We start from the raw sequence: 26,990 nt of genomic DNA on the forward strand, positions 1-26,990 counted from the left end.
CGCGAACCCATGCTCGGCAACGGCTTGGCGTGACCAACCGGTGTGACGCGCCGTCAACAAGCGAAAGGTAGCTCAAAATGACCGTCGGACATTCCTCCTGGCGCGAGGTCGCGCACGCGGAGGAATCCGAGTCGATCGGTGATCCGGTGCAGGTCGACGGTCGCCGGATCTGGCGGCTGTTCACGCCCTACCGGTGGCGGCTGGCCAGTGTGATGGGGCTGATCGCGTTCACCTCGGTGGTGGGGATCCTGACCCCGTTCATCGTCAAGGCGATCGTCGACGAGGCGCTGCCGAACAAGGATCTCCAGCTGTTGTTCGTCTTCGTCGGCGCGCTGATCGCGATCGCGGCCGTGGAGGCGGTGGTGAGTGTCCTGCAGACGCTCATCGTGTCGCGGGTCGGTCAGGCCGTCATGCACGACCTGCGCATCGGTGTTTACGGCCACCTGCAACGGATGTCGCTGCGGTTCTTCACCGGCACCCGCACCGGCGAGGTGCAGTCGCGCATCTCCCAGGACATCGGCGGCATGCAGTCCTTCGTGACCAACACCGCGGTGGACCTGACCCGCAGCGCGGCGGTGGTCTGCGTCTCCGTGGTCGCGATGCTGGTCCTGGACTGGCGGCTGGCGCTGTTCTCCTTCCTCGCCCTGCCGTTCTCCATCTGGGTGAACGGGCGGGTCGGCGCGCTGCGCGAGCGGGTGACCACCCGGCAGCAGGAACGACTCGCCGACATGCAGTCCCTGGTCCAGGAGTCGCTGTCGGTCTCCGGCATCGTGCTGAGCAAGACCATGGGCCGCTCCCGGCGGATGGTCGAGCGGTTCACCGGCACCTCGCGGGAGGTCGCCGGTCTGGAGGTCCGCTCCCACACCGCAGGGCAGTGGGAGTACTCGGTGGTCACGCTGCTGATCTCGGCCATGCCCGCGCTGACCTACCTGCTGGGCGGTTTCCTGATGGGCAACACGCCGTCGATCACCATCGGCACCCTGGTCGCGATGATCGCCCTGCAGGAGACGCTGACCTGGCCCCTGGAGGAGATCCTGCGTTCCACCGTGGAGTTCCGGACGGCGCGGGCGCACTTCGCCCGGATCTTCGACTACCAGGACCGCGAGGTCGACATCGTCGAGCGCGCCGACCCGGTAGTGCGCGCCCCGGCCGGCATCCGTGGAGACGTCCGGTTCCACGAGGTCTCCTTCCGCTACGCCGACGCGCCGGAGCCGACCTTGCGGCGGATCGACCTGGACATCCGCGCGGGCACGAAGGTGGCCGTCGTCGGCGGAACCGGTTCGGGCAAGACGACCCTCGGCTACCTGGTCGCCAGGCTCTACGACGTGGACTCCGGAGCGGTCACCATCGACGGCATCGACGTCCGCGACCTGAGTTTCACCGCACTGGCCGGGATGCTCGGGGTTGTCACCCAGGAGCCCTACCTGCTGCACGCGTCGGTGGCGGACAACCTGCGGTTCGGCAAGGAGGACGCCACGGACGCCGAGCTGGTCGAGGCCGCCAAGATCGCGCAGATCCACGAGCTGATCAGCAACCAGCCCGAGGGCTACGACACCGTGGTCGGCGAGCGGGGTTTCCGGTTCTCCGGCGGGGAGAAGCAGCGCATCGCCCTGGCCCGCACTATCCTGCGCAACCCGCCGATCCTGTTGCTGGACGAGGCGACCAGCGCGCTGGACACGCGCACCGAACGCGCGATCACCGAGGCCCTGGACAAGATCATGGCCGACCGCACGGTGATCACGATCGCGCACCGCCTCTCCACCGTGCGCGACGCCGACCAGATCATCGTGCTGGACCGGGGGGAGATCGTCGAACGCGGCACCCACGAGGAGCTGGTGGCACGCGACGGCCACTACGCCGAACTCGTGACCGGGAGCGCTCCCGCACCGGCGTCGTGCGGTGACTAGACTCCGCCCGTGCGCAGCGGGGACACCATTGCTGACCGGTACCGCCTCGAGGAGGCCGTCGGCGAGGGCGGCATGGGGCAGGTGTGGCGGGCGACGGATCTTGAGCTGCGGCGGGAGGTGGCCCTCAAGCTGACCCGCACCGGGGACGGCGAGCAGACCCGGCGGGAAGCGCGGATCGGCGCCGGGGTGCACCACCCCAACGTGATCGCGGTGTTCGACGTGGTGGTGGCGGGCGACCGGCGGTGGCTGGTCACCGAGTACCTGCCCGCCCGCAGCCTGGCCGAGGTCTGCCGCACCGACGGACCCCTGGCGCCGGAGCGGGCGGCGCACATCGGGGCGCAGCTGGCCGGCGCGCTGGCCGCCATGCACGCCAAGGGCATGGTGCACCGGGACGTCAAGCCCGCCAACATCCTGCTCGCCGAGGACGGCACGGCGAAGCTGACCGACCTGGGCATCGCCAGCTGGCACCAGGTCACCCAGACCGGGAGCGCGCTCACTGGCGGGACGCCCGGCTACCTGGCGCCCGAGGTGCTCACCGGGCACCGCGCCACCCCGGCCTCCGACGTCTACGCGCTCGGCGTCACGCTTTCCGCCGCGGTGGAAGGCCATCCGCAGCCCGACCGGCGGTTGACCCTGGCACTGGCGGCGATGACCGACGACCTCCCGGCCCGCCGCCCCAGCGCGACCAAGGCCGCCCGGCTGCTCGGCGGCATCGGCGCGCGCAGGCCGGTCCGGCCCGCCGTGCTGGCCACCGCCCTCGGCCTGGTCGCGGCCGTGGTCGCCGCTGCCGTCCTCTTCTGGCCCGAGGCGCAACCCCAGTCCGGCAACGCGGTCACCGGGTCCAGCGCCCCGGCCGTGCCGGGCAACGGCCAGTCCTCGCTGCTGTTCGGCCTGGGCGACCAGATCAACTCCGCGCTCGCGGCCGAGCTGGTGCGCGAGACCCCGGTCCGGATGCTGACCACCAACTACCACAAGCCGAGCGACCTGCCGAAGTTCCAGGACTGGCGGGACACCCTGGTGGCCAACGCCTACGCCCAGGGCTACGCGCTGCACGTGATCGTCGCCGACTGGGGCTTCGAGGATCCCGAGGTGCCGGTCAACACCAAGTACGGGGTCGGGTGCGGGCGCGGCCATCCGCTCTCCGCCGACTTCCCCCGGCACATGCGCAGCCTCGCGCGCATCTTCGCCGGCCGGGCCGACGGGCCGCCGCTGTACGTCACGGTGTTCCAGGAGGTCAACAAGTTCGCATGCATGAACGGGGTCTACGCCGACGAGCCCCCGACCACGGCCTACTACCGGGCGCTGATGGACCGGTACCTGGAAGTCCGCAACATCATCCGCGAGGAGGCCCCCAACGCGCGCGTCGCGATGGGCTGGGACGCCTGGCAAGCCGAGGACGACCACCCGGCGACCGGCGGCGGGCCGTCGATGTTCGCGCACTTCGCCGAGGTGCTGCGCGCCTCGGACTACCAGGCCGTGCTGGCCAAGGACCCGGAGGGCAACGTGGCCACCATCCGGGAGTGCGTGCGCCGCCTCGGCGAGTACGGCCCGGTCATGGTCGCCGCCTACGGTCCCAGCGACACTCCCCGCGAGATCATGGAACGCGACGTCCGCGAGCTGCTCGCCGAGGAGTCGCTGGCCGAGCTGTCCCGGCACCGCCTGTTCGCCTGGAACTTCAACAACGGGCGCGTGCTGGCCGATGCGGGCCGGCCCGCACTGGACTTCATCAAGGACGTGGTCCGCCGTCGCGGCCGGGAACCGCGGTGACCGCGCCGGCTCGTCATCGCTCGACCGAGGCAGGCGCCGTCCAGCTGGCGAGCAGGTTCATCGCCCGCCGGGACGGCGATCCGTCTTCGGTGGTGTAGATGAACAGGGTGGTGTCCGGGTCGCCGGGCAGCGTGAGGGTCTCGTACTCGACGGTCAGGTCCCCGACGAGCGGGTGGCGCAGCCGTTTTGAGCCGTGCGTGCGCTGGTGCACCCGGTGCTGTTCCCACCACTGGCCGAACTCGCGGCTGTGTTCGCGGAGCTCGGCGACCAGCTCGACGGTCGCCCGGTCCTCGGGGTCGCGGCCGACCTCGAACCGCAGGCTTTCCACCGCGGCCCTGGCCTGGTCCGGCCAGTCCATGAACAGTGATCGGGCGTGCTCGTCGAGGAACATCCAGCGGGCGTAGTTGCGCCGTGCGGCCGGCAGCTGGTCGAAGTCGGCGAACAACGCCTTGGCCATCCGGTTGGCGGCCAGGATATCGGTGCGGCGGCCGAGGATGAGCGCGGGTTCGCCGTCGAGGGCGTCCAGGAGCTGGTAGAGCCCGGGGCGTACGCGCTGCACGCCGCGGGCTGGCTGGCGCACCGGCTTCGCGGTCAGCCCGATGAGGTCTGCCAGGTGGGCGCGCCCGGCGGCGTCGAGTTCGAGCGCGCGGCCGATCGCCGCCACCACCGCCGCGGACGGCACGATGCGCCGCCCCTGCTCCAGCCGGGCGTAGTAGTCGCTCGACACGCCAGCCAGCCGCGCGACCTCCTCGCGGCGCAGACCAGGCACCCGGCGCACCCGTCCGTCCGGCGGCAGACCCGCCCGTGCCGGGTCGACCTGGGCGCGGGCGCGCCGCAGGAAATCGGCGAGTTCGCGATTGGTGTCGGCCACGCGCCCCATTCTCCCGGACAGCACTTCTCCGTGCCTGGCCCTGTGCGTCCTAGGCAGCCGGGTCCGAGGTGCTACAGGGCGCGAGATGAGCGCCGGCAAGGGATTCCGCTCCGGCACGCTTGAGCCAGATCCGAAAGGGGAGCAGACCATGAGCAAGATCCTGATCGTCATGTCCGCCGCCGACACGTGGGAACGCACCGACGGCTCGTCCTACCCGACCGGTTACTGGGCCGAGGAGCTCGCCGCGCCGCACGAGAAGTTCGTCGAGGCCGGCTACACCGTCGACTTCGCCTCACCCGGCGGTGTGCGGCAGCCGCTCGACGAGCACAGCGCCAACCCGGAGATCGCCGGCCCGGACTGCGCCCGGTACGTCAGCTACGCCGAGGAGGCGCTGAGCGCGTTCGGTCCGCTGCTCAAGCTCAGCGAGGTCGACGTCAACGACTACGTCGCGGTGGTGCTGCCCGGCGGCCACGGCCCGGTGGTCGACCTCCACCAGGACGCCGACCTCGGCCGGCTGCTCACCGAGGCGGACGACGCCGGGAAGGTCATCGGCGCGGTCTGCCACGGCCCGGCCGCCCTGCTGTCCGCGGTGGACGAGGAAGGCAGGTGGCTGTTCGCCGGCCGGGAGATGACGGCGTTCACCGATGAGGAGGAGCAGCTGTTCGGCACGGCCGAAGCAGCGCCGTGGCTGCTCGCCGGCAGGCTGCGCGAACTGGGGGCCAAGCACGCCGGTGGGCCCGCCTACCAGGCCTTCACCGTTCGGGACGGGAACCTGTTCACCGGCCAGAACCCGGCCTCCAGCGCCCCGATGGCCGAGGCCATGATCGCCGCCCTCCGCCAGTGACACCACCGCCTGATGACACCGAGTGCTCGACGCGGGACTGAACAAGTGTTTAGTATGCTGTTCATGCGTTCAGTCGACGATCTCACCGCGCGGGCCCGGATCCGGGATGTCGCGCTGGCCCGCTTCGGCGCCGACGGCGTGGCTGGCACGAGCGTGCGCGCGGTGGCCGCGGACGCCGGGGTCTCACCCGCGTTGGTGTTGCACCACTTCGGTTCCAAGGACGGCCTGCGGCAGGCCTGCGACGAGCACGTGCTCGCCCTCATCCGCTCTGGTGGCGAGCAGGCCGATCCCGCCGACCTCGGTGCGCTCACGGAGCTGCTGGAGACCGCGACCCCGGTCCGCCGCTACCTCGGCCGGGCGCTGCTGGACGGCTCGCCGGCCGCGGCCACGGTGTTCGCCGAGATCGTCGAGCGCACCGAGCGGTGGCTGGCCGACGGTGCGGCGCAGGGCTGGGTGCGGCCGACCGAGGATTCGCGGGCGCGGGCGGTGACCTACGTGTCCTGGCTGCTGGCGCCGCTGGTGCTGGGCGAGCAGGTGGGCAGGCTGCTCGGCGGTGACGTCGCCGAGACCGCGACCTCGGTGCGCGGTGCGCGGGCCGGGCTGGAGATGTTGACCCACGGACTGTTCGCCGACGACCGGTGGCTGGCGGCGTTCACCTCGGTGGCCCGGACGCAGCGGCGCCGGTGAAGGCGTTCCTGGTCACCCACGGCACCAGGGGCGACGTGCAGCCCTTCCTCGCCATGGCGGTCGCGTTGCGCGCCGCGGGGCACCAGGCGCGGCTGGCCGCTCCGGCCTCCTTCGCCGCGCAGGCAGCCGAACACGGCGTGGACTTCGTGCCGCTGGACGAGGGCCCGAACCGGCTGCTGGCCGATCCGGCGGCCCGGGAGGCCATCGAGACCGGCTACCGGGGCGTGCGGGGCAAGATCAGCGCGTTGCGCACCCTGCGCCGGATCAAGCCGCTGATGTCGGCGGTGCTGCGTGACCTGGGCCGGTCCGCGTGGCGGGAGGCCGATGTCGTGGTGCACTCCCCGACGCTGCCCGCCCAGCACCTGGCCGAGCTCCTCGATGTGCCCGCCGTGCTGGCGACCCTGCAACCCGGCTGGGTGCCCACCGCGCTGTTCCCGTGCCCGATGGTGCCACTGCCCCGGCTGCCCGCGTCCTTGAACAGGGCCACCTATCTGGCGGTCACGGGCACGCTGCGCGCCCACGCCGGGGTGGCCAACGCCTGGCGCACCGGCGCGCTGGGCCTGCCCGCCAGGCGCGGCGGGCACGACGTCCTGCACGCCGCCGACGGAGCGGATCGCCTTGTCCTGCAAGCGTTCAGCCCGCACGTGGCACGCATCGACCCGGCCTGGCCGGACTCGGTGCGCACCACCGGGTTCTGGTACCTGCCCGCCGCCGCTTCCTGGTCACCGCCGCCACGGCTGAGCCAGTTCCTCGGCGAAGGCCCGCCGCCGGTCTACCTCGGCTTCGGCAGCATGGCCGGTCAGGCCCAGCGCACCGGGACGATCGTGACCGAGGCCGTGCGCCGGGCCGGGGTCCGCGCGGTGCTGGCCACCGGCTGGGGCGGCATCGCCGCCGTCGAGGACTCGCCCGAGGTGCTGGTGATCGAGGCGGCGCCGCACGACTGGCTGTTCCCGCGGATGAGCGCGGTGGTGCACCACGGCGGCGGGGGGACCACCGGCGCGGCGCTGGCCGCCGGGCGGCCGCAGGTGGTGTGCCCGTTCGTGGCCGACCAGCCGCACTGGGCGGAGCGGATGCACGCCGTTGGCGTGGCCCCGGCCCCGGTGCCCCAGCAGCGGCTCAGCGTGGAGAGCCTGACCGCCGCGATCACCGCGGCCGTCCAGGACGGGGACCTGGCCCGGCGGGCCGGGGAGCTCGGCCGGGTGGTCCGTGCCGAGGACGGCGTCACCGCGGCGGTCCGGGCACTCGAAGAACACCTTGCGAACGAAGGGAAGTAGGGAATCTACGGGGAGCGCGCGTGGGTGCTGTGGGAGAACTGCGCCCGCTGACTCAGCCACCCGCCAGATCCTCCAGCACGCGCAGCACCCGCGCGGCCCCGTCCTCGGCCCGCACCCGCTCGCCGAGGACGCGCGCCCGGTCAGCAAAACCGGGTTCGCCGACGGCCCGGCGAATCCGCTCGGCCAGCGCGGGTGCGGTGAGGCGCTTGAACGGCAGCACGCCGGGGCTGATTCCCAGCCGGGCCAGCCTGCCCGCCCAGAACGGCTGGTCGAAGGCGACCGGCACCGGCACCGTGGGCACTCCGGCGCGCAACACGGCGCCGGTGGTGCCCGCCCCGGCGTGCTGCACGAGCGCGGCCATCCGGGGAAACAGCCAGTCGTGCGGGATGTCGCCGACGGTCAGCACATCGTCCCCGGCCGCGGACAACCCGGCCCATCCCGCCTGCACCACCGCGCGCACCCCGGCCTGGCGGGCGGCCTCGACCACAATGCCGGAGAGCCGCTCGCCCTCGCCGGAGGCCATGCTGCCGAGCCCGATGAACACCGGCGGTGCACCGGCGGCGAGGAAGTCGGCCAGTTCCGGGGACGGTCGCCACTCCGGCAGGGTGGGCTGCCACCAGTAACCCGCGACCTCCGCGCCCGGACGCCAGTCAGCCGGTCGCGGCACGATGAGTGGGCTGTAGCCGTGCAGGATCGGCCACCGTTCATCGGCCAGCATCGTGCGCCGGACCCGGCCGATGCCCACCGGTGGCAAGCCGATCTCCCGGCAGAACCGCTTGAAGTCGGCGTCGAACGGGGTTGGCGCGAACAGCACCGGCTTGTGCAGGTTCCGGTTGCCCCAGCGGCCGAAGGAACGGTCACCGAACAGGGGCAGCGGGAAGTCGCCGGTCGGCACGCTCGGCCACAGCTCCAGGCCCACCGTGGGAATCCCCAGCGCCTGACCGGCCAGGTAGCCGTGCATCATCGGCGCCCGCGCCAGCAGCAGCACCTCCGCGCCCGCCGCGGCGGCGAGCACCGCCTGGCCCATGCCGATCATGAACCGCTTGCCGAGCCTGAGCTGGGCCGGGATCGCCCGCAGCGTGGCGCCCGCCTTGGTCCAGCGCTGCCCGTCGGCGGAGGCCATATCGGCCTTCGTGTCCCCCGGCAGCGGCCGGAACGCCAGTCCGGCGCCGGTGACCAGCTCCGCCGAGGACCGCTGGGTGGCCACGGTGACCTCGTGCCCGGCCGCGCGCAGCCGGACCCCCAGGCCGACGAAGGGCGCGACGTCGCCACGGGTGCCCACGGTCATGATCACAACTCGCATCGAGTCCTCCAGGAAAGGTGTGGGGCGAGGAGGGCGGCGCAAGGCCAGGTTCTCCACGCGACGTCGCAGCCGACCACCCAGCCCGCGCGCTGTGCCCGCCCGTCGCGGTCGCCCCGTCGGCGTCCAGTGGTGCACGCGGTTCGGGGCCCGCTAGCCGATCGCGCCCAGTTTGGCCGCGGCCAGTACCGGCCCGGTGAGGAACAGGACGGTCAGCCGTTTGCCGGTGCCACCGATGAGAACCGGGCCGTGGACGATCTCGCGCGGTACTGGCAGCATGACCGGCCGGGTCAGCACGATGGTCTGCCGGCCGCCCGCCGGATCGTCGAACCGGATGGTGAGAGTGCGGCTCCGGACGGTGTCCGCTCGGCCCGGCCGCCAGCCGCTCCGCCGGAGGGCGCGGGCGCGGCGGCGCCACCGGCTGTACCCGATCGCCCCGGCCACGGACAGGGGAGTGCCCAGCACGAAGGCGACGGCCATCGGGATGACGGTCCAGAAGGGGTCGTTGGGCACCCCGGGGGCACCGATCCGTTCCGGGTCGTCGCGGTCGTAGAACACCGTGATCGGGTCGCCTGGGTTCAGGACGGGGCTGCCGTCGTTGAGGTTCATCGAGCGCACCCGTTCGGTCCCGTCGACGGCGAACCGCACCTCGATGGAGTCCGGCACGCCTCTGACGAACCCCTGGCGCACCTCGACCACGACGCCCGGCACGCGCACGCCGGTCGCCTCCAGGCCGGCGGCCCGGTCCTCCAGCGCCGTGGCTCCGGTCATGAAGCCGACGATCAGTGCCAGGCCGGACAGCAGCATCAGGCCACCCCGCAGCCGCAGCCGCCGGACCGCGCGGGTCGCCACCTCCGGCCGCACCCGGTACTCCGACGGCCTGATCAGGTCGTCCAGACCGCGAATCGCGACGGTGTGCAGCCGCAGCCGCCGGATGTCGCTGAGGTCAGCCTCGATCACGCTGGCTCCTGAACACCAGTTCCCGCCGCAGGGCCCAGGCCAGCGCGCTGGCGAAGACGACGATGCCCGCGGCGTCCAGCCAGTGGTTCGCGATGCCGCCATCCGGGAAGACCGCCGCCGGAGTCATCGGTCCGCTGCCGCTGGTGCGGTGGTCTCGGTGTGGCCGGTGGGCAGGGTGTCGGGTGGTTCGATTCGCAGTGCCCTGGCCACCGGCACGTCGGTGGAGGAGTGCAGCACGATCGAGAGCGCGATGGTGATGGCCACCAGGTCGAAAACATGTTCCCCGGCCGGGATTCCGGCCTGTAGCGCGAGCAGGCCGTAGATGACCGAGGCGAAGCCCTTGGGGCCGAACCAGGCCGCGGCGCTGCGTTCCCTGGCCGGCAGCGGAGTGCGCAGCAGGGAGAGCAGCATGGCCGCGGGCCGCACCAGCAGGATCGCCAGCACCGCCACCGCCCAGTCGCCCACGCTCAGGTGGGAGATGCGTTCCGGGGTGATCAACGCGCCGAAGACCAGCAGCGCGGCGAACTTGGTGATCTCCGACAGCAGGTCGCCCAGCGGTTCGAACCGTTCCGCCGCAAGGTGATCCAGGGTGGCCAGGGTCGCCCCGGCGGCGAAGGCGGCCAGGTAGGCGTTGGCGTGGGTCAGGTGGCAGACGGCGAAGACGATCACTCCGGCGGCCAGTGGGCCGAGGGCGTGCAGGCGGGGTTCGGCGGTGAGCAGACGCAGCCGCCAGGCCAGGGCGATCACCGCGGGCACCGCCACACCGATGACCAGGCCCAGACCCAGTTCCAGGCCGATGGTGGCCCAGTTGGCCTCCCGGTTGGCCGCGGTGGCCAGGAAGATCAGCACGAAGGGCAGTGCGAGGCCGTCGTTGAGCCCGGACTCGACGTTGAACAGGCGGCGCAGGCGCAGCGGGACGTCGGTGCGGCCGACGATGGCGGAGGCGAAGACCGGGTCGGTGGGGGAAAGGATCGCGCCGAGCAGCAACGCCGTCGGCCAGTCCAGTCCGGCCAGGTAGTGCGCGGGCACCGCGATGCCGATCATGGTCAGCGGCATGCCCAGGCCGAGTGCGCGACCGGACAGGCGCCAGCCTTCACGGAGTGCGCGCAGGTTGGCCCGGCCGCCGTCGGTGAACAGCACGGTGAACAGGGCGATGTCGGCCAGCACGGTGACCATTGGTGAGTTCGGCGCGATCTCGACCCAGCCGAGGCCGCCCTGGCCGAGCAGGGCTCCGGCGAGCAGGAACAGCAACGCGGTGGACAGGATCGTGCGCGCGGCGACCCCGGAGAGGGACACACTGATCAACAGCACCACACCGAAGGCGAGTACCAGCGCCATGCGGAAACCCCAGTCTCCTTGATCCGCCGTCCCGTTGTCGGGGGCGGATGCCGACCAGACTTCCCGGCGCACCGCGCGCAAAGATGCCGTAAACGCGCCCGAAGAGCAAACCGGCCGGGCCCCGCTCACTCCAGCGCGCGCAGCATCTCCTGCTCCAGGATGGGGGACAGCGTGGTCATGAAGCTCGCGGTGGTGTGGTTGTTGTCCATGTACACCAGCACATTGCCCACCGCGGGCGGGCACACCTCGGCGGTGCAGTAGTAGTCGCTGAAGTCCAGGAACGAGACGTTCCCGGGCACCTCCGGCAGCTGGCTGTAGGGCGGCACGGCCGGCAGGATCGTCTCGCGCGGGGTGGCGCACTCCGGCGCGTCGGCGCCGTGCTCGAAGGCGCAGAGCGCGGGGGAGTGGCCGTACCGCGGGTTGTCGCGCACCGCCAGCACCCGGATGCCGGCCGTGGCCAGCTTCTGCCACTGGGCCACGAACCCCGGCGGGGTCTGTTCGGACAGACCGACCCGCACGTCCCGGGAGGCCAGCGTCAGCACCGCGTCTGGCCGCAGTTCGACGATCTCCTCGGCCGCGGCGGCGTTCCAGTCGATGCAGGGCTGGTCGCCGGGCATGGCGTCGGCGTCGGCGGAGAACGGGCACAGCCCTTTGAGCATGGCGATGATCTGCCAGTTGTGTCGTTGGGCGATTGGGCGGACCGCGGCGAGGTACTGCTGCATGTGCGAGTCGCCGATCACCACGACCCGCCGGGCCGGTTCGTGCTCGGTGGCCGAGGAGCAGACCTCCAGGTCCTGGTTGCGGGCCGAGCGGACGCAGTCCATGTCGTCGGTGGTGGCCCAGTCCTGTTCCAGCGCGATCCGCGGCGGCAGCAACTCGGCTTCCTCGCGGCCCTGGTACTGGAACCCGGGGCTGTGCGCCAGGGCGCCGGGGTGGTCCTGGTCACCGGGCTGGGCGGCCGGGGCGGCCGCGTTCAGGCTCACCACCTGCCAGCCCGCGGCCAGCACGAGCACCGGGACGGTCAGCAGCGCGGCCAATCGGTAGGCGCCCCACCGTGTTCCGGTGACCAGGCGAATCCCGCGTGCGGGCTGCTCCACGAACCGGTGGGTGAGCGCGGCGAGCAGCAGCGACAGCGCGACGATGCCCAGTCCTTCCCGCCAGCCGACCTGGGGCAGGTCCTGGTGCACCAGGTAGAGCACCAGCACCGGCCAGTGCCACAGGTACAGCGTGTAGCTGAGGTCGCCCAGGTAGGTCAGCGGCCGCGAGCCCAGCCACCGGTCCGCGCCTACCCGGCTGCCGGTGGTGCCCGCGATGAGCACCAGCGCGGCCGAGACGGTCGGCCACAGCGCCCCGTAACCGGGGAAGATGCTGCCCACGTTGAGCACCACCCCGCAGGAGAGCAGCCCCAGCACCCCAAGCCAGCCCAGCACGATCCGGATGCCGCGGGAGAGCACGATCGCCTCGATGCCCAGGGCCAGCAGGCCGCCGAGGGCGAACTCCCAGACCCGGGTCAGGGAGTGGAAGTAGGCCAATGGCTGGTCGGCGGCGGTCAGCGCCACCGAGTACACCAGCGACGCCCCGCCGATGACCGCCAGCGCCCCGGCCAGGTAGCGGCGCAGTTCGCGCCCGTTCTGCAGGGCGACCAGGGCGAGCAGACCGATCAGCAACGGCCACACCAGGTAGAACTGCCCCTGGATGGACAGCGACCAGAAGTGCTGGGCCACGCTGGCGACGTTGTTCTGCGCGAAGTAGTCCACCGAGTCCGTGGCCAGCTGCCAGTTCTCCAGGAACAACGCGGCCGCGACGATCTCGCGGATGGTCTGGAACCAGCGGTCCTGCGGCAGGATCAGCATCCCCGCCACCGCGGTGACCACCAGGACGACCGAGGCCGCGGGCACCAGGCGGACCAGCATGCGGCCCCACAGCGGCCGGAACCGGATCCCACCCCGTTCCACGGCCCGCACCAACTGCCCGGTGACCAGGAACCCGGAGAGCAGGAAGAAGACGTCCACGCCGCCGGAGACCCGGTTCAGCCACACGTGGTACACCACGACCAGCCCGACCGCCAACGCGCGCAGGCCCTGTAACTCAGCTCGGTAGCGAGACGGAGCTGCCCCACGGGAGACTGCGGCCGAACCGGCTGAGGGCACCGCGGCGGGGACTCCGGACATGCGAGACATTCTGCCGTGAGAACCGGTTCGGAGCTGAACCGACCATCAGGTGACCCCGGCGCCGGTCAGGCGATCCGGTGCAGGTCGCTGGAGCAGATGGTGCCGCGCAGCGGCTCGCCCCCGGCGAAGCGCGCGACCTCGGCCACGGTGAACTCGCCCAAGCGGCGCAGCTCGTGTCCCTGTGAACCGGCCAGGTGCGGGGTGACGAGCACGTTCGGCAGCCGCAGCAGCGGGTGGCCGGGCGGCAGCGGGTCGGGATCGGTCACGTCGAGCACGGCGTCGAGGCGGCCGGTCGCGCAGTGGCGGGCGAGGGCGGCGGTGTCCACCAGGGATCCGCGCGCGGTGTTGACGAGGGTCGCGCCGTCCTGCAGCAGGGCGAGCCGCCGGGCGTCGAGCAGGTGGTGGGTCTCCGGCAGCGCCGGCGCGTGGACGGAGACCAGTTCGCTGCGGCGGCACAGCTCGTCCACACCGACCAGTTCCGCGCCGAGTGCGCCGGCTTCCTGGGCGGTGACATAGGGATCGGCGAGCAGGAGCCGGACGTTGTGCGCACGCAGCCGGTCCAGTACGAGCCGGCCGGTCCGCGAGGCGCCGATGATCCCGATCGTGCGGTCGAAAAGCCCGGTGCCGGCACCCGAACGCCAGTCACCTGCCGTGCGGTCGTGTGCGTACCAGTTGGCCCGGGTGAACACTCGTTTCGCCGCGAAGACGAGGGCGGCCACCGTGTACTCGGCGACCGGCACCGCGTTCGCCTGTGCGGCCGAGGAGACGGTGACGCCGTGGGCGAAGACCGCGGGGTCGACATGTCCTTTCACCGACCCGGCCGCGTGGATCACGGCGCGCAGCCGCGGCGCGGTGGCCAGCACGGCACTGTCGATGCGCGGGCACCCCCAGCCGGTCACCAGCACGTCCACTTCGCGCAGCACGGACGCGGCTTCCGTCGTCTGGAAGGACGTGAGGGCCGGACCCGGCGCCAGCCGCACCAGGGTGCGCAGCCGGGCCAGCAGGTCCGAGGGGAACAGGTCCGGCAGCGCCCAGGGCTGCATGGCGAGTACCGCGACAGGCCGTTCCGGCACGGATGGATCCCCCTCCGGGAGGCATTGGTGAGGTAAAACGGTTACTACGGCAAATGCGCTGGTTCTACAAGGATATGGCATCCACCGTTGACCCAAGGGATGTAACCGTTTTATCTTCGGGTCACCGTGTGCTGGTCGAGGGCGATCACAACGATGGGAGGGCACCGAGGGTGAGTGCGGTCGAACCGGAGCGCCCATCCCGCCAGGTGCCCCGCGCCAGGGAACGGGGACACCGCAGGCGGATCCGCCGGGACTGGGCGCTGCTGGTCGTGATGGCGCCCGGCATGCTGTACTTCCTGATCTTCCATTACGGCGCGCTGTTCGGGAACGCGCTGGCCTTCCTCGACTACGTGCCGTTCCTGGGCATTGTGGACAGCACGTGGGCCGGACTGGCCAACTTCCGGCAGATGCTCGGCGATCCACATTTCTGGAACGCGGTCGCGAACACGATCATGATCGCCGCTCTCCAACTGGTGTTCTTCTTCCCGGCTCCGCTGGCCCTGGCGCTGCTGCTGCACAGCCTGGTCGGCTCGACCGTCAAGCGGTTCGTGCAGAGCGTGGTCTACCTGCCGCACTTCCTGTCCTGGGTGGTCGTCGTGGCGCTGTTCCAGCACATGCTCGGCGGAGCCGGAGTGGTCAACGGCTGGCTGGGCGAGCTGGGCCTCGGGGCGGTCCACGTCATCGGCAACCCGGAGGCGTACAAGCCGCTGGTGGTCGTGCAGCTGATCTGGAAGGAGTGCGGCTGGGCCACGATCATCTTCTTGGCCGCACTGTCCCAAGTGGACGATCAGCAGTACGAGGCGGCGGCACTGGACGGTGCCGGCTGGTGGCGCAGGCTCTGGCACGTGACGCTGCCGGGTATCCGCCCGGTGCTCGTGCTGCTGCTGGTGCTGCGGCTCGGCGAGTTCCTGGAAGTCGGCTTCGAGCAGTTCTTCCTGCAACGGCAGGCGGTCGGGCCGGAGGCGGGCGAGGTACTCGACACGTTCGTGTACTTCACCGGGTTCGCCAACGGCGAGTTCGGTTACGCGGCCGCCGCCGGGCTGTTCAAGGGGCTCATCGGCGTGGCGCTGGTGTACACGGCCAACAAGGTCGCGCATCGGCTCGGTGAACAGGGGGTGTACCGGCGTTGAGGGCGAAATATCCGGCGTGGCAGGGCAGGCCCGGGCCTGCCCTGAGGCTGGCGAAGGCGGTGGCGCTCACCGTCGTCGTGCTGCTCGTGCTGTTTCCACTGTGGACGGTCGTGGCGACGAGCCTGGCCTCCGCCCAGGACGTGGTCGCCAACGGCGGCTGGGTGATCTGGCCGGAGCGGTTCACCTTCGGCGCGTACTCGGAGATCCTGGCGGGCGGAGTGGTGACGCGGGCGCTGCTGGTCAGCGCGGGCGTCACGGTGATCGGCACGGCACTCAGCCTGGCCTGCACGGTGTGCCTGGCGTACGCGCTGTCACGGCCGCACGTCTACGGCGGCCGGCCGATGTTGCTACTGATCCTGTTCACGTTCCTTTTTCCGCCAGGGATGATCCCGCTGTTCCTGGTGGTGCGCACCACCGGCCTGTTCGACTCCTACGCCGCGTTGATCCTGCCGTTCCTGATCAACGTGTTCAACCTGGTCGTGCTGCGGGGCTTCTTCCAGTCCATCCCGGCCGAACTGCTGGAGGCCGCTCGTATCGACGGCGCGGGCGAGCTGACCATGCTGTGGCGGATCGTGCTGCCGCTGTCCAAGGCGGTGCTGGCGGTGGTGAGCCTGTTCTACGCGGTCGCCTACTGGAACCGCTTCTTCGAAGCCATCATCTACTTCAACGACCAGACGAAGTGGCCGATCGGCACGGTGCTGCGCCAGTACGTCACCGGCGGAGCCGACCTCACCGGTGAGTCGACGGTCGCCTCCGCGCCGCAGTCGACACAGATGGCGGTGGTGGTCCTGGCCGTCGCGCCCATCGTGTGCGTCTATCCGTTGCTCCAACGCTATTTCGTCAAAGGCGTGCTCACCGGCGCGGTCAAGGCCTGAGCCAACTTTCGAGAGGAAGGAGCCACGCATGTCTGCTCACCTCAGCCGACGGTCGTTGCTGAAGCTCGCCGGTGCCGGCGCGCTTGCCACCGTGGCCGGACCCGCGCTCGCCGGCTGCGGCACCGGAGCCACCGGCAACGTCGGCAACGCGGGCAAGGACGTGGTGCCGTGGCCCACCCACGTGCCGTTCCCCGGCCCGGCGCCGGATGCGCCCGGCGACACCTCCGGCGTGCAGCCGCTGTACCTGAACTACCCGCAGAACCTCGTCCGGTCGGTGCCGGAAGCACCGGGGGACGGCTCGGACGTCACCGCGATGGTCGTCACCTACGGCGCCCCGCCCAAGCCGTTGGTGAGCAACCAGTTCTGGCAGGCGATCAACAAGGCGCTGAACGTCAACCTCAAGGTCGTGGTCGTCCCGGACGCCGAGTACGGCCAGAAGATGGCCACGCTCATGGCCTCCGGTGACGACCTGCCCGACATCATCATGTTCAGCAACCTCCAGCTGCCGCGCTCGCACGAGTTCGTCCAGACCCGGTGCGCCGACCTGTCCGAGTTCGTCGGCGGCGACGCGGTCAAGGACTACCCGAGCCTGGCCAACATCCCCACCTACGCCTGGCAGAGCATGGGCCGCATCGGCGGCCGGATCTACGGGGTGCCGCTGGAGCGCCCGAAGCCGGGCAACAGCCTCTACGTCAACCGCACGGCGTTCCAGCAGGCCGGTGTCCCCCGGGAGTGGGGCACGGAGGAGTTCGTGGCCGCGATGACCGGGACCTCGGGCGGCAGGCGGTGGGGGATCGGTGGCTCCAAGAGCCTTTTCGGCGGCTTCGGCTCGATCGCCTACCACGCGGGCTCGCTCGGTGCGCCGAACGCCTGGCAGCTGCGCGACGGCCAGTTCGTCAGCACCCTCACCACACCTCAGTTCGAGGAGGCGCTCGGTGTGCTGCGTCGGCTGGCCGAGAAGGGCGCCTACCACCCGGACAGCCTCACGATCAGCGCGACCGACCTGAAGACCTTCTGGTACAACGGCTCGGTGCTCTCGCTCACCGACGGTTTCGGTGCGGTGGCGATGGAGACGATGGACGGCATCAACCGCCGGTTCGAGTTCGACCTCGCCCGCCCGTACGGGCCGAACGCGACACCGTGGCAGGGCACCGGCATCTTCGGCTACGTCACGTTCAAGAAGGCCGGCGCCGACCGGATCAAGCTGCTGCTGCGCGTCTCCAACTACCTCAGCGCGCCGTTCGGCACCGCCGAGTACGAGCTGGTCAACTACGGCGTGGAGGGCGTGCACTTCACCAAGGACTCCGGCGTGGTCAGGACCACCGAGCTGTACAAGGTGGAGAACAGCGTCAACCTGCCGGTCAAGTACCTCGGGGTCGCGCCGGCCGTGCTGCACCTGCCCGGTTACCCGGAGGCGGCCAAGGCCGTGCACGAGTGGGAGAAGGCGGTGCTGCCGAGGAGCGTGGCCGACCCGGAGACGGGGCTGCGGTCCGCGACCCGCACCAGCAAGGGCGCCGAGCTGACCAGGATCGTCGGCGACGCGATCGGAGCCATCGTGTTCGGTCGCAAGCCGGTGTCCGCCTGGAAGGACGCGGTCGCCCAGTGGCGGCAGGCCGGCGGTGACAAGGTGGCCGAGGAGCTGGCCAAGGAGAACGCCGCCAGGTAGGTCCGCCAGGACGGCGTCAGGAGACGCGGGGGCGGACCGAGTCGCGGATCACCAGGTGCGTGCCGAGGACGACGCGCGGAGGTGTGCCGCCGCGTGCCTCGTGCTCCAGAGCGAGGCGTACGGCGGTGCGGCCGATCTCCTCGTGCGGCAGGTGCACGGTGGTCAGGTTGAGGTCGAGCGAGGGCTGGAGGTCGTCGAATCCCACCATCGACACGTCCTCGGGCACGCTGAGCCCGTGCTCGGCCAGTGCCCGGCAGGCGCCGCCGGCGATGAGGTCGTTGAGGGCGAAGACCGCGGTGAAGTCGAGCGGACCGGTGGCCAGCCGCTCCGTCATCATCCGGTAACCCTCGTGCCACTCCATCGCACTGCCCTCGACCTCCAGCGCCGGGTCGTGCGGCACCCGGTGCGCGGTCAGCGCCTGGCGGTACCCGGCCACCCGGCCTTCGGCCGTGGTGTAGCCGGGACGGTGGCCGAGGCACAGGATCCGCTCGTGTCCCGCGGACAGCAGGTGGCTGGTCGCCGCGAACGCGCCACCGGTGTTGTCGTACTCCACCACGACCGCGGGCACATCGGGACCCAGCGACGGGCGGCCGCACAGCACCAGCCGGGAACCGATCGCGGCCAGGGCGTGCGCGTACTGGCTCATGCGCTGCCGGTACTTCTCGTCGGCCACCACGTTGCCGACCAGGATGACCGCCTCGGCGTGCTGCTCCCGCATGAACTTCACCATGGCGAGCTCACGCTCGGGATCGCCGCCGGTCGTGCCGATCAGGCACAGCCGGCCCTCGACGGCGGTCTGGGCCTCCACGCCCTGGGCGACGTGCGCGTAGTGCGGTGAGACCACCGAGTTGAGCACGATGGCGACGCTCTTGGCGGAGCTGCCGGCCAGGGCACGGGCGTGGGCATTGGCCACGTAGTCCAGTTCCTCCACCGCGCGCAGGACCCGCTTGCGGGTGGCGGGGGAGGCCGGGTAGTCGCCGCTGAGGATCCGGGAGACCGTGGCGACGGACACCCCGGCCCGCTCCGCCACCTCGCGGATCGTGGACCGCCGTCGGCCGTCCGCTGGTTCGCTCGCCCGTCGTGTCATGGTCCACCGGCCCTTCCCGGCACCGCAGCACCGGGAGCGTTGTTTCAGGAAACGGTTACTGAACCAGTTATACCCCAGTGCCGCTGGTGTCGTTCGCAGGCCAGCCGCGCTGGGCTCCGGCTTGACGCGACGAACGTCCAGTTTTGTCAAGTCAGAACACGGCGGCGGATATTGACTTGATCAAGAACTCCTTGGTTCGCTGCTCAGCGATAGTAAACGTTTTAACATCACCTCTGGTGGAGGGCGACGATGCCCGAACTGTCCCGCCGTGCGCTGCTGCTCGGCGCCGCGATCACCGGTGCGGCCAGCGGTCTGCGCGCACCCTGGCAGGCCGCCACCGCACCGGGCGGTGAGCCACCCGCGCCGATCCCCGCGGCGGAAGCGGGGGTGTCCCTGCGCTGGCTGGAAAGCGAGGCACCCCAGGCCGTTGTCGGCACCACCTGGGGAGTGCCGTGGCCACGGGGCTCCCTGCCCGTGGGCAGCGAGCTGTCCCTGACCACCGCGACCGGCCAGGCCGTGCCGGTGCAGTCCTGGCCGATCGGGTTCTGGCCGGACGGCACGGTCAAGTGGACCGCGCACGCGATCGGCACGGAGGTCAGGCCCGCGCGGGAGTATCTGCTGCGCAAGGGAAAGCCCGCGGCGCCCACGGCCCCGTTGCGGATCACCGAGAACGACGCGGCGATCGAGGTCGACACCGGCGTCATCCGCTGCCGGATCGCCCGCCGCGGGCGGGTCCTGGTGCCCTCGATCTCCAGGGGGGACCGGACCATCGCCACCGGCGGCACGCTGGTCTGCCTGCGCAAGGACACCGCGGACGACGCGCCCGAGGTGGTGCGCACCGAGCGGTTCACCGCCGAGATCCGGGCGGTGACCGTCGAACAACGTGGCCCGGTCCGCGCTGTGGTGCGGGTCGAGGGAGCGCACCGCGCCGACCGGGGCCGCCGGGAGTGGCTGCCCTTCACCATCCGGCTGTACCTCTACGCCGGCAGCGACGGCATCCGGATGGTGCACACCTTCATCTTCGACGGCGACGAGAAGAAGGACTTCATCGCCGGCCTCGGCGTCCGCTTCCAGGTGCCGATGACCGACCAGCCGCACGACCGGCACGTGCGGTTCGCCGGGGACGGCGACGGCGTGCTCAGCGAGGCCGTCCGGGGCATCACCGGTCTGCGCCGCGACCCCGGCGCGGCGGTGCGGCAGGCGCAGGTCGCCGGACGGGCGACCCCTGCACTGTCCACTTGGGACACCCGGGTGAGTGGCCGGCTCTCGTACGTCCCGGCCTGGGGAGACTACAGCCTGCGGCAGTTGTCCGACGGCTGCTTCGACATCCGCAAGCGCACCCGCGCCGGCCACGGCTGGATCCAGGTGGACTCCGGCCGCCGGGCCGCCGGCCTGGGCTACGTCGGCGGGATCAGCGGCGGGTTCGCCTTCGGCATGCGCGACTTCTGGCAGCTGCACCCCGCGCAGCTGGACATCCGCGGCGCGGCCGGGGCGGCCGCGGAGGTGACGGTCTGGCTCTACTCGCCCGAGGCCACTCCGATGGACCTGCGCTTCTACCACGACGGGATGGGCCAGGACACCTACCCCGAACAGCTGGAAGGGCTGGAGATCACCTACGAGGACTACGAACCCGGCTTCGGCACGCCGTACGGGATCGCCCGCACCACCGAGCTGTCGTTCTGGGCACTGGGGGCCACGCCGTCGGCCGAGCGGTTCGCCCAGCTGGCCGCGGCCACCCGCACGCCACCGTTGATCGTCGCCCCACCGGCGCACCTGCACAGCGCCGGCGTCTTCGGCGACTGGAGCCCGGTCGACCGCGGCACCCCGGCACGGCGGGAGATCGAGGACCGGCTGGACTTCCTCTTCGACCACCACCGCGACCAGGTCGAGCAGCGCGGCTGGTACGGGTTCTGGAACTACGGCGACATCATGCACAGCTACGACCCGGACCGGCACGTGTGGCGCTACGACATCGGCGGGTACGCCTGGGACAACTCGGAACTCTCGCCGGATCTGTGGCTGTGGTACCAGTACCTGCGATCCGGGCGCGCCGAGGTGTTCCGGTTCGCCGAGGCGATGACCCGGCACACCGGCGAGGTGGACGTCTACCACCTGGGCAAGTGGCGCGACCTCGGCACCCGGCACGGTGTGCAGCACTGGGCCGACAGCGCCAAGCAGCTGCGCATCAGCACCGCCGCGTACCGCCGGATCTTCTACTTCCTCACCGCCGACGAGCGGGTTGGCGACCTGATGCGCGACCTCGTCGACGGCGACCGCACGTTCCTCGTCCTGGATCCGATCCGCAAGATCCGGTCCGAGCCGTACGAACCGGATCCGCACGCGCTGTCGGTCTCCCTCGGCACCGACTGGAGCGGTCTGGCCGCCGCCTTCCTCACCGAGTGGGAGCGCGGCGGGGACCCGGTCGCGCTGCGCAAGCTGCTGGCCGGCGCGCGCAGCATCGGGGCGCTGCCCAATGGCTTCGTCCAGGGCAGCGGACTCTACGACCTGGACACCGGAGCCTTCGCACCGGCGAAACCGGCCGTCTCCGTCGGCGCGCTCGGCGCGGTGTTCGGCCTGGTCGAGATCTGTAGCGAGCTCGTCGGCCTGCTCGACATCCCGGAGTTCACCCGTGCCTGGTTGCAGTACTGCCGGCTGTACAACGCCACGGCCGAGGAGCAGAAGGCCGAGACCGGTCAGTCCTTCGGCAGCCTGAACCTGCGGCAGGCCCACTCCCGGCTCACCGCGTTCGCCGCGGCGAAGACCGGCGACGCCACGCTGGCCGCCAGGGCGTGGCAGGAGTTCCACGCGGGCCACGCGGGCTATCCACGCAACGCTCCCTGGCGCTCGGTGCGGGTCGAAGGCCCGGCCGTGCTCAAACCGGTGGACGAGGCGAGCTTCGTCTCCACCAACGCCAGCGCACAGTACGGCCTGGCCGCGATCCAGTGCCTGGCGCTGGTCGGCGATCACCTGCCCTGACCCCGCACCCCTGCCCCCGCCCTGACCCTGCACAGGGAGGATTCATGAAACTGTCCACAAAGGTCTCGACAGCCGTGGCCGTGGTCGTCCTGCTGTCCCCGACAGCGGCTGCCACGGTCAATGCGGCGCCGCCGGACGGCGTCGTGGCGGCGGCCGCCAGACCGATGGAGAACCTCGGCCGCGGCGTCGTGGCCGTGCGGTCGAGCAACAGCGCTGTGCTGGTCTCCTGGCGGCTGCTGGGGCTCGACCCGGACGGCATCGGGTTCAACGTGTACCGCTCCACTGCCGGCGGCCAAGAGGTCAAGCTCAACTCCGCGGTGCTGACCGGAGGCGCCAACTTCACCGACTCGACCGCGGACCTGGCCCGGTCGAACAGCTACCGGGTGCGACCCGTGGTCAACGGCGCGGAACAGCCACCGAGCGGCGCCGTCACCCTGACCGCCAACCACGCCGTCGAGCCGGTCGTCCGCGTGCCGCTGCGCGCCGGCGGACCGGTGAAGTTCGTCTGGGTCGGCGACCTCGACGGCGACGGCGAGTACGACTACGTCCTGGATCGCCAGACCTCGCCGCAGACACTCGAGGCATACCGGCGCGACGGGCAGTTCCTCTGGTCGGTCAACCTGGGACCGAACAGCACCAACCAGAACAACATCGAGGGCGGGTCGTCCACGATCAACGTCGGTCACAACGACGGCGTCACCGTCTACGACTTCGACGGCGACGGCCGCGCCGAGGTCGCGGTGCGGATCGCCAACGGCGTCCGCTTCGGCAACGGCGCCACGTTCACCAACAGCGACAACAACCGCCAGTTCATCGCGATCCTGGACGGCATGACCGGCGCGCCCCGCGCCATGGCTCCGGTGCCGGCGGACCACCTGCGCGACGGCCCGATGTACGCCCGGTTCGGCGTGGGCCACCTCGACGGCTCGCGGCCCAGCCTGGTCGCCTTCATGAAGAACCGGATCGGCAACGGGGCGTTCAACCTCATGATGGGCGCCTGGCAGTTCACCGGCCAGTCGCTGACCCAGCAGTGGAAGTGGTTGCGCGGCAACCAGAACACACCCGACGGGCACAACACCCGCGTCATCGACGTCAACGGAGACGGCACCCTGCGGTACTCCCTTGGCCCGGCGGGCGTCGTGCACGGTGACCGCTTCCACATCGCCAAGATGGACCCCAGCCGTCCAGGCCTACAGGGCTATGGCGTCCAGCAGAACAACCCCAGCGGTCTGCGCGAGTACTACTACGACGCCGGCAACGGCGCCATCATCTGGCGACACTCCGCCTCCGGCACCGCCGACGTGGGACGCGGCATGGCAGGCGACATCGACCCGCGGTTCCCCGGCATGGAGGTCTGGTCCTTCTCCGGCCTCTACAACGCACCCGCCAACCGCCTCACCGAACCGAACACCGCACTGCGGCCGTGGCCGCAACTGGGCCTGTGGTGGGACGGCGACCTGACGATGGAACTGCTCAACGACGGCAAGTTCGAGAAGTGGGACCCGGACAACCCCACGCCCACCAACGGCCTGCGGCGGCTGCTCACCACTTCGAGCTACGGCGCGGTCGACGCGAGCCAGGACGTCCAGCCCACCTTCTACGGCGACATCCTCGGCGACTGGCGCGAGGAAGCCGTCTACACCAACGCGCGGCACAACGAGCTGATCATCTTCACCACCAACCACCCCACGAGCACAAGGCTGTACACGCTGGCGCACAACCCCGCCTACCGCAACGCCATGACGCTCAAGGGGTACCTGCAGTCCCACCACGTCGACTACTTCCTCGGCGCCGGCATGAGCCGTCCGCCCAGGCCGAACATCACTTACCCAGGCAGGTGACGCTGTGCGAACGGCGAAGTTCATGACCCGTGCCCTCCTGCTCCCGGTGATCACCGCGGCCCCGCTTGTGCTGGTCGCCGGCCCGGCATCCGCGAGCGGTGCGGCGGCCGGGAACGTCTACTACGTGGCCCCGAACGGCAATGACGCCGCAGCGGGCACCCAGGCCGCCCCGTGGGCATCGATCGCTCGTGCGCAAACCTTTGCCAAGGCGGGTGACACGGTGTACTTCCGCGGCGGCAGGTACGCCTACACCCGCGCGAACAGCGCCTGCGCGAGCCAGACCGCCAGAGTCGACGCGATCGCCCTGAACAAGAGCGGCAGCTCGGGCAACCCGATCCGCTACTTCGCCCACCCGGGTGAGAAGCCGGTCTTCGACTTCTCGCGCATGACGGACAACTGCCGCATCAAGGGCTTCAGCGTCACCGGCAACTGGATCCACCTCAAAGGACTGGAGGTCACCGGCGTACCGCAGAACAACAACCGGAACGCCGAGTCCTGGGGGCTCTGGATCTCCGGCAGCAACAACACCTTCGAGCAGATCAACACCCACCACCACATGGGCACCGGCCTGTTCATCAGCGGTGGGGGCGGCAACCTCGTCCTCAACTCGGACTCGCATGACAACTACGACCTGCGCAGCAGTGACAAGCCAGGCGAGAACGCCGACGGGTTCGGTTCGCACTACACGCCGGCCGGCCGCCCCGCGAACGTGTTCCGGGGTTGCCGCGCGTGGTGGAACGCCGATGACGGGTTCGACCTCATCTCCACCTACTCGCCCGTGCTCATCGAGAGTTCGTGGGCCTGGCGCAACGGGTACGTGCCGGGGACGACGACGAGTGCGGGCAACGGAGCCGGTTTCAAGGTGGGTGGCTTCGGCCGCGAGTACGACGCCGGGGCGGTGAAGCACACCGTCCGCTTCTCCGTGGCGTTCCTCAACAAGGCGGCGGGTTTCTACTCCAACCACCACCCGGTGGCCAACGACTACTTCAACAACACCAGCTATGGGAACCGCCCCGACTTCGACATGCGGGGAATCAACTCCAGCGGTGCTTCCGTGGGCCGGGGCAACCTGCGCAACAACATCGCCTACACCGGCACGCTGCTGGCGAACATGAACGGCACGACGGCTTCGCACAACTCCTGGAGCCTCGGCGTTCCGTTGTCGGACGCGCAGTTCCGGAGCGTGTCGACCGCCGGCTGGGACGTGGCCCGGCAAGCCGACGGCAGCCTGCCCGTGCTGCCACATCTCCGCCTTGCGGCCGGCAGCGCCCTGGCCGACAAGGGCACCAACGTGGGACTGCCCTTCAGCGGGAGTGCGCCGGATCTCGGCGCCTTCGAGAACGATGGAAGGTGACATCTTGAGGCAAACATCGCGTGTCGCTTCGAAGTACTGGAAGTTGTCCGCCACCGCACTGTTGTCCGTGGTGCTGGCGGTTCCGCTCATCGCGAGCACCGCTGTGGCGGAGGCGCCGGCGGCCCAGACACAGGCAAGCCAGCTATCGGCGACAGAAATCCAGGACCAGGACGCCGCGGCCGGACCGGCGGTGGAACGCGGCCTTGAGTTCCTGGTCTCCGACTATCAGACCCGCGTTCCGTCGAAGTACACGGCTGACTCCTGGGCGCCCTTCGCCAAGGCGTTGACCACCGCGGCCGGTGTCGCGGGCAACCGGTCGGCCACTACCTCGGAGGTCGCCAGCGCGAAGACGGCGCTGATGACCGCCGCCGCCGAGCTGAAGTCCGTTGACGAGGGCACGTTCCAGACGATCACGAACAACACCTTCTGGAACGACACCAGCGGCAACCCGATCTACTCGCAGGGCGGCGGCGTCTTCAAGTTCGGTGACACCTACTACTGGTACGGCGTGCACTACGCCGGCGCCGAGCTCTACCGGGCCAACCCGACCAGGAAGTACGACGGCGACGTCAGGTTCGTCTCGATCCCCGTGTACTCCTCGAAGGACCTGGTGAACTGGAAGTTCGAGAACCGGGTCGCCACGCGTGCCACCGGCGTCGGCAGCGGCGCCAACATGGGTGGTGCGGGCTGGGTCGGGCGGCTCGGTGTCACGTACAACGAGAACACCGGCAAGTACGTGCTGGCCACGCAGATGTGGCACACCGGCCGGGGCGGGCACGGCGTTCTGCTGCTGCAGGGCGACTCGCCGACCGACACCTTCGACTACGGCTACTTCCAGACCCAGATCACCAACTCGCCCACCACGGGCACCGGGGACCAGACCGTCTTCACCGACGACGACGGCAAGGACTACCTGATCTTCTCCAACCGCGAAGGACGGTCTCGCGCCTTCGTGGCCAAGTTCCGGGAGTCCGACTCGCTGCGGATCGAGCCCGGCGTGCTGATCGGCACCAACTCCTCGGGCCGCGAGGGCAACGCCATGTTCAAGCTCGACGGCAAGTACTACCACGCGGCCTCGGACCTGCACGGCTGGAACACCTCGGTCAACCACGTCATGGAGTCGACCACCAGCAACGTCCAGGGTCGCTACACCGGCGAGTACACCCTGGCCGGCACCGAGATGGACTACAGCCACGTGACCCAGACCGGGTTCTTCGTGACGGTCAAGGGAACCAAGCAGAGCACGGTGATCTACGCGGGTGACCGGTGGGCCGACTTCGCCTGGAACGGCATCGGGTACAACCAGTGGGTGCCGATCACCAAGACCGGCGCGCGGCCCCAGTTCCACTCGGTGAGCCAGTGGGAGTTCAACGTCACGACCGGGGAGTGGCGGGTCGGGCCACGGAACAACTACGTCCTCAACCCCGACTTCCAGGCCGACCGGATCATCGTGTCCAACGTGACGGGGTGGACGAACTTCCGGGAGTCCGGGCCGAGCTCGCTCGTGACCAACGTCAACGGTGGTGCGAACGGAAGTCGCTTCGGGCTGCGAGTGGGGGCTGCCCAGTCCTTCGCCGGCGGGGTGCGGCAGCGGGTCACCGTGCCGACCGGCACCTACACACTCTCCTTGTCCGCCAAGACCTCTGGTTCGCTCAGCGCCGCACAGGTGACGGTCACCGACGCCGGCGGCAACTCGCGCACGCTCAACGTGCCGGCATCGGGCGGCTGGACCCGTCGCGAGCTCACGGGCATCCCGCTGACCGCGGGCACCGCCACCGTCACCGTCCGGGCGGCCGGTGGCAACGGCTACCTCTTCGTCGACGCCCTGGGACTCGTCAAGAACTAGCGGGTGACTTCCACCCCGGCCAC

Annotated in this window: 20 protein-coding genes; 12 read left to right on the forward strand and 8 right to left on the reverse strand. The window is 70.6% G+C overall.

Going from position 1 to position 26,990, the window contains the following annotated elements; genetic code table 11:
- Nucleotides 1-77: 77 nt before the first annotated feature.
- A complete protein-coding gene (locus tag ACWDY5_RS26025; RefSeq protein ID WP_449724783.1) occupies nt 78-1,907 on the forward strand; it encodes an ABC transporter ATP-binding protein in 1,830 nt (609 codons plus the stop codon).
- 9 nt (nt 1,908-1,916) lie between these two features.
- On the forward strand, nt 1,917-3,674 hold the full coding sequence (locus tag ACWDY5_RS26030; RefSeq protein WP_449724784.1) for a serine/threonine-protein kinase: 1,758 nt from the start codon (nt 1,917-1,919) through the stop codon (nt 3,672-3,674).
- 13 nt (nt 3,675-3,687) lie between these two features.
- Here ACWDY5_RS26030 and ACWDY5_RS26035 read toward each other — a convergent pair whose 3' ends face one another.
- Nucleotides 3,688-4,554 carry a helix-turn-helix transcriptional regulator gene (locus ACWDY5_RS26035; RefSeq protein WP_449724785.1) on the reverse strand — a complete coding sequence of 289 codons (867 nt, stop codon included), beginning with the start codon at nt 4,552-4,554 and terminating at the stop codon, nt 3,688-3,690.
- 139 nt (nt 4,555-4,693) lie between these two features.
- Here ACWDY5_RS26035 and ACWDY5_RS26040 point away from each other — a divergent pair, with 139 nt between their 5' ends.
- The 3 genes from ACWDY5_RS26040 (at nt 4,694) to ACWDY5_RS26050 (ending at nt 7,350) form a co-directional block, all read left to right on the forward strand.
- The gene (locus ACWDY5_RS26040) at nt 4,694-5,389 is read left to right on the forward strand and encodes a type 1 glutamine amidotransferase domain-containing protein (RefSeq protein ID WP_449724786.1); all 696 of its coding nucleotides are present in this window, start codon (nt 4,694-4,696) and stop codon (nt 5,387-5,389) included.
- A gap of 63 nt (nt 5,390-5,452) precedes the next feature.
- Complete coding sequence (locus ACWDY5_RS26045; RefSeq protein WP_449724787.1) at nt 5,453-6,076, forward strand: TetR/AcrR family transcriptional regulator; 624 nt, start codon at nt 5,453-5,455, stop codon at nt 6,074-6,076.
- Nucleotides 6,073-7,350 carry a glycosyltransferase gene (locus ACWDY5_RS26050; protein ID WP_449724788.1) on the forward strand — a complete coding sequence of 426 codons (1,278 nt, stop codon included), beginning with the start codon at nt 6,073-6,075 and terminating at the stop codon, nt 7,348-7,350. Before ACWDY5_RS26045 ends, ACWDY5_RS26050 begins: the two co-directional genes overlap by 4 nt.
- A 52-nt stretch (nt 7,351-7,402) precedes the next feature.
- Here ACWDY5_RS26050 and ACWDY5_RS26055 read toward each other — a convergent pair whose 3' ends face one another.
- From ACWDY5_RS26055 to ACWDY5_RS26080, 6 genes are all read right to left on the reverse strand, one after another.
- On the reverse strand, nt 7,403-8,653 hold the full coding sequence (locus ACWDY5_RS26055) for a glycosyltransferase (RefSeq protein WP_449724789.1): 1,251 nt from the start codon (nt 8,651-8,653) through the stop codon (nt 7,403-7,405).
- A 150-nt stretch (nt 8,654-8,803) separates the two neighbouring features.
- Nucleotides 8,804-9,610, reverse strand: a complete 807-nt coding sequence (locus ACWDY5_RS26060) for a hypothetical protein (protein ID WP_449724790.1) — start codon at nt 9,608-9,610, stop codon at nt 8,804-8,806.
- The gene (locus ACWDY5_RS26065; RefSeq protein WP_449724791.1) at nt 9,597-9,737 is read right to left on the reverse strand and encodes a hypothetical protein; all 141 of its coding nucleotides are present in this window, start codon (nt 9,735-9,737) and stop codon (nt 9,597-9,599) included. The genes ACWDY5_RS26060 and ACWDY5_RS26065 overlap by 14 nt, the downstream gene beginning before the upstream one ends.
- Nucleotides 9,734-10,948 (reverse strand): cation:proton antiporter domain-containing protein, encoded by a 1,215-nt coding sequence (locus ACWDY5_RS26070; protein ID WP_449724792.1) that lies wholly within the window; start codon nt 10,946-10,948, stop codon nt 9,734-9,736. The genes ACWDY5_RS26065 and ACWDY5_RS26070 overlap by 4 nt, the downstream gene beginning before the upstream one ends.
- 125 nt (nt 10,949-11,073) lie before the next feature.
- Complete coding sequence (locus tag ACWDY5_RS26075) at nt 11,074-13,119, reverse strand: acyltransferase family protein (RefSeq protein WP_449724793.1); 2,046 nt, start codon at nt 13,117-13,119, stop codon at nt 11,074-11,076.
- A 65-nt stretch (nt 13,120-13,184) separates the two neighbouring features.
- Complete coding sequence (locus tag ACWDY5_RS26080; protein ID WP_449724794.1) at nt 13,185-14,192, reverse strand: hydroxyacid dehydrogenase; 1,008 nt, start codon at nt 14,190-14,192, stop codon at nt 13,185-13,187.
- 170 nt (nt 14,193-14,362) lie between these two features.
- Between ACWDY5_RS26080 and ACWDY5_RS26085 the strand changes: the two genes are divergently transcribed.
- Genes ACWDY5_RS26085 through ACWDY5_RS26095 form a run of 3 tightly spaced genes read left to right on the forward strand, consistent with a single transcriptional unit; the run spans nt 14,363 to nt 17,863 of the window.
- Complete coding sequence (locus tag ACWDY5_RS26085; protein ID WP_449724795.1) at nt 14,363-15,322, forward strand: ABC transporter permease; 960 nt, start codon at nt 14,363-14,365, stop codon at nt 15,320-15,322.
- 59 nt (nt 15,323-15,381) lie between these two features.
- A complete protein-coding gene (locus ACWDY5_RS26090) occupies nt 15,382-16,197 on the forward strand; it encodes a carbohydrate ABC transporter permease (protein ID WP_449724796.1) in 816 nt (271 codons plus the stop codon).
- A 28-nt stretch (nt 16,198-16,225) separates the two neighbouring features.
- Complete coding sequence (locus ACWDY5_RS26095; RefSeq protein WP_449724797.1) at nt 16,226-17,863, forward strand: extracellular solute-binding protein; 1,638 nt, start codon at nt 16,226-16,228, stop codon at nt 17,861-17,863.
- A gap of 16 nt (nt 17,864-17,879) precedes the next feature.
- Here the strand turns inward: ACWDY5_RS26095 and ACWDY5_RS26100 are convergent, their stop codons facing one another.
- Nucleotides 17,880-18,950: a LacI family DNA-binding transcriptional regulator gene (locus tag ACWDY5_RS26100; protein ID WP_449724798.1), complete on the reverse strand. Its 1,071-nt coding sequence runs from the start codon at nt 18,948-18,950 to the stop codon at nt 17,880-17,882.
- Between the two features lie 249 nt (nt 18,951-19,199).
- Between ACWDY5_RS26100 and ACWDY5_RS26105 the strand changes: the two genes are divergently transcribed.
- Genes ACWDY5_RS26105 through ACWDY5_RS26120 form a run of 4 tightly spaced genes read left to right on the forward strand, consistent with a single transcriptional unit; the run spans nt 19,200 to nt 26,967 of the window.
- Nucleotides 19,200-21,926: an exo-rhamnogalacturonan lyase family protein gene (locus ACWDY5_RS26105; RefSeq protein WP_449724799.1), complete on the forward strand. Its 2,727-nt coding sequence runs from the start codon at nt 19,200-19,202 to the stop codon at nt 21,924-21,926.
- A 44-nt stretch (nt 21,927-21,970) separates the two neighbouring features.
- Complete coding sequence (locus ACWDY5_RS26110; RefSeq protein ID WP_449724800.1) at nt 21,971-23,767, forward strand: rhamnogalacturonan lyase family protein; 1,797 nt, start codon at nt 21,971-21,973, stop codon at nt 23,765-23,767.
- A gap of 46 nt (nt 23,768-23,813) precedes the next feature.
- Nucleotides 23,814-25,121 (forward strand): right-handed parallel beta-helix repeat-containing protein, encoded by a 1,308-nt coding sequence (locus tag ACWDY5_RS26115; protein WP_449724801.1) that lies wholly within the window; start codon nt 23,814-23,816, stop codon nt 25,119-25,121.
- 43 nt (nt 25,122-25,164) lie between these two features.
- Nucleotides 25,165-26,967 carry a family 43 glycosylhydrolase gene (locus tag ACWDY5_RS26120; protein WP_449724802.1) on the forward strand — a complete coding sequence of 601 codons (1,803 nt, stop codon included), beginning with the start codon at nt 25,165-25,167 and terminating at the stop codon, nt 26,965-26,967.
- Nucleotides 26,968-26,990: the final 23 nt, after the last annotated feature.

This window comes from Crossiella sp. NPDC003009, assembly GCF_053591555.1.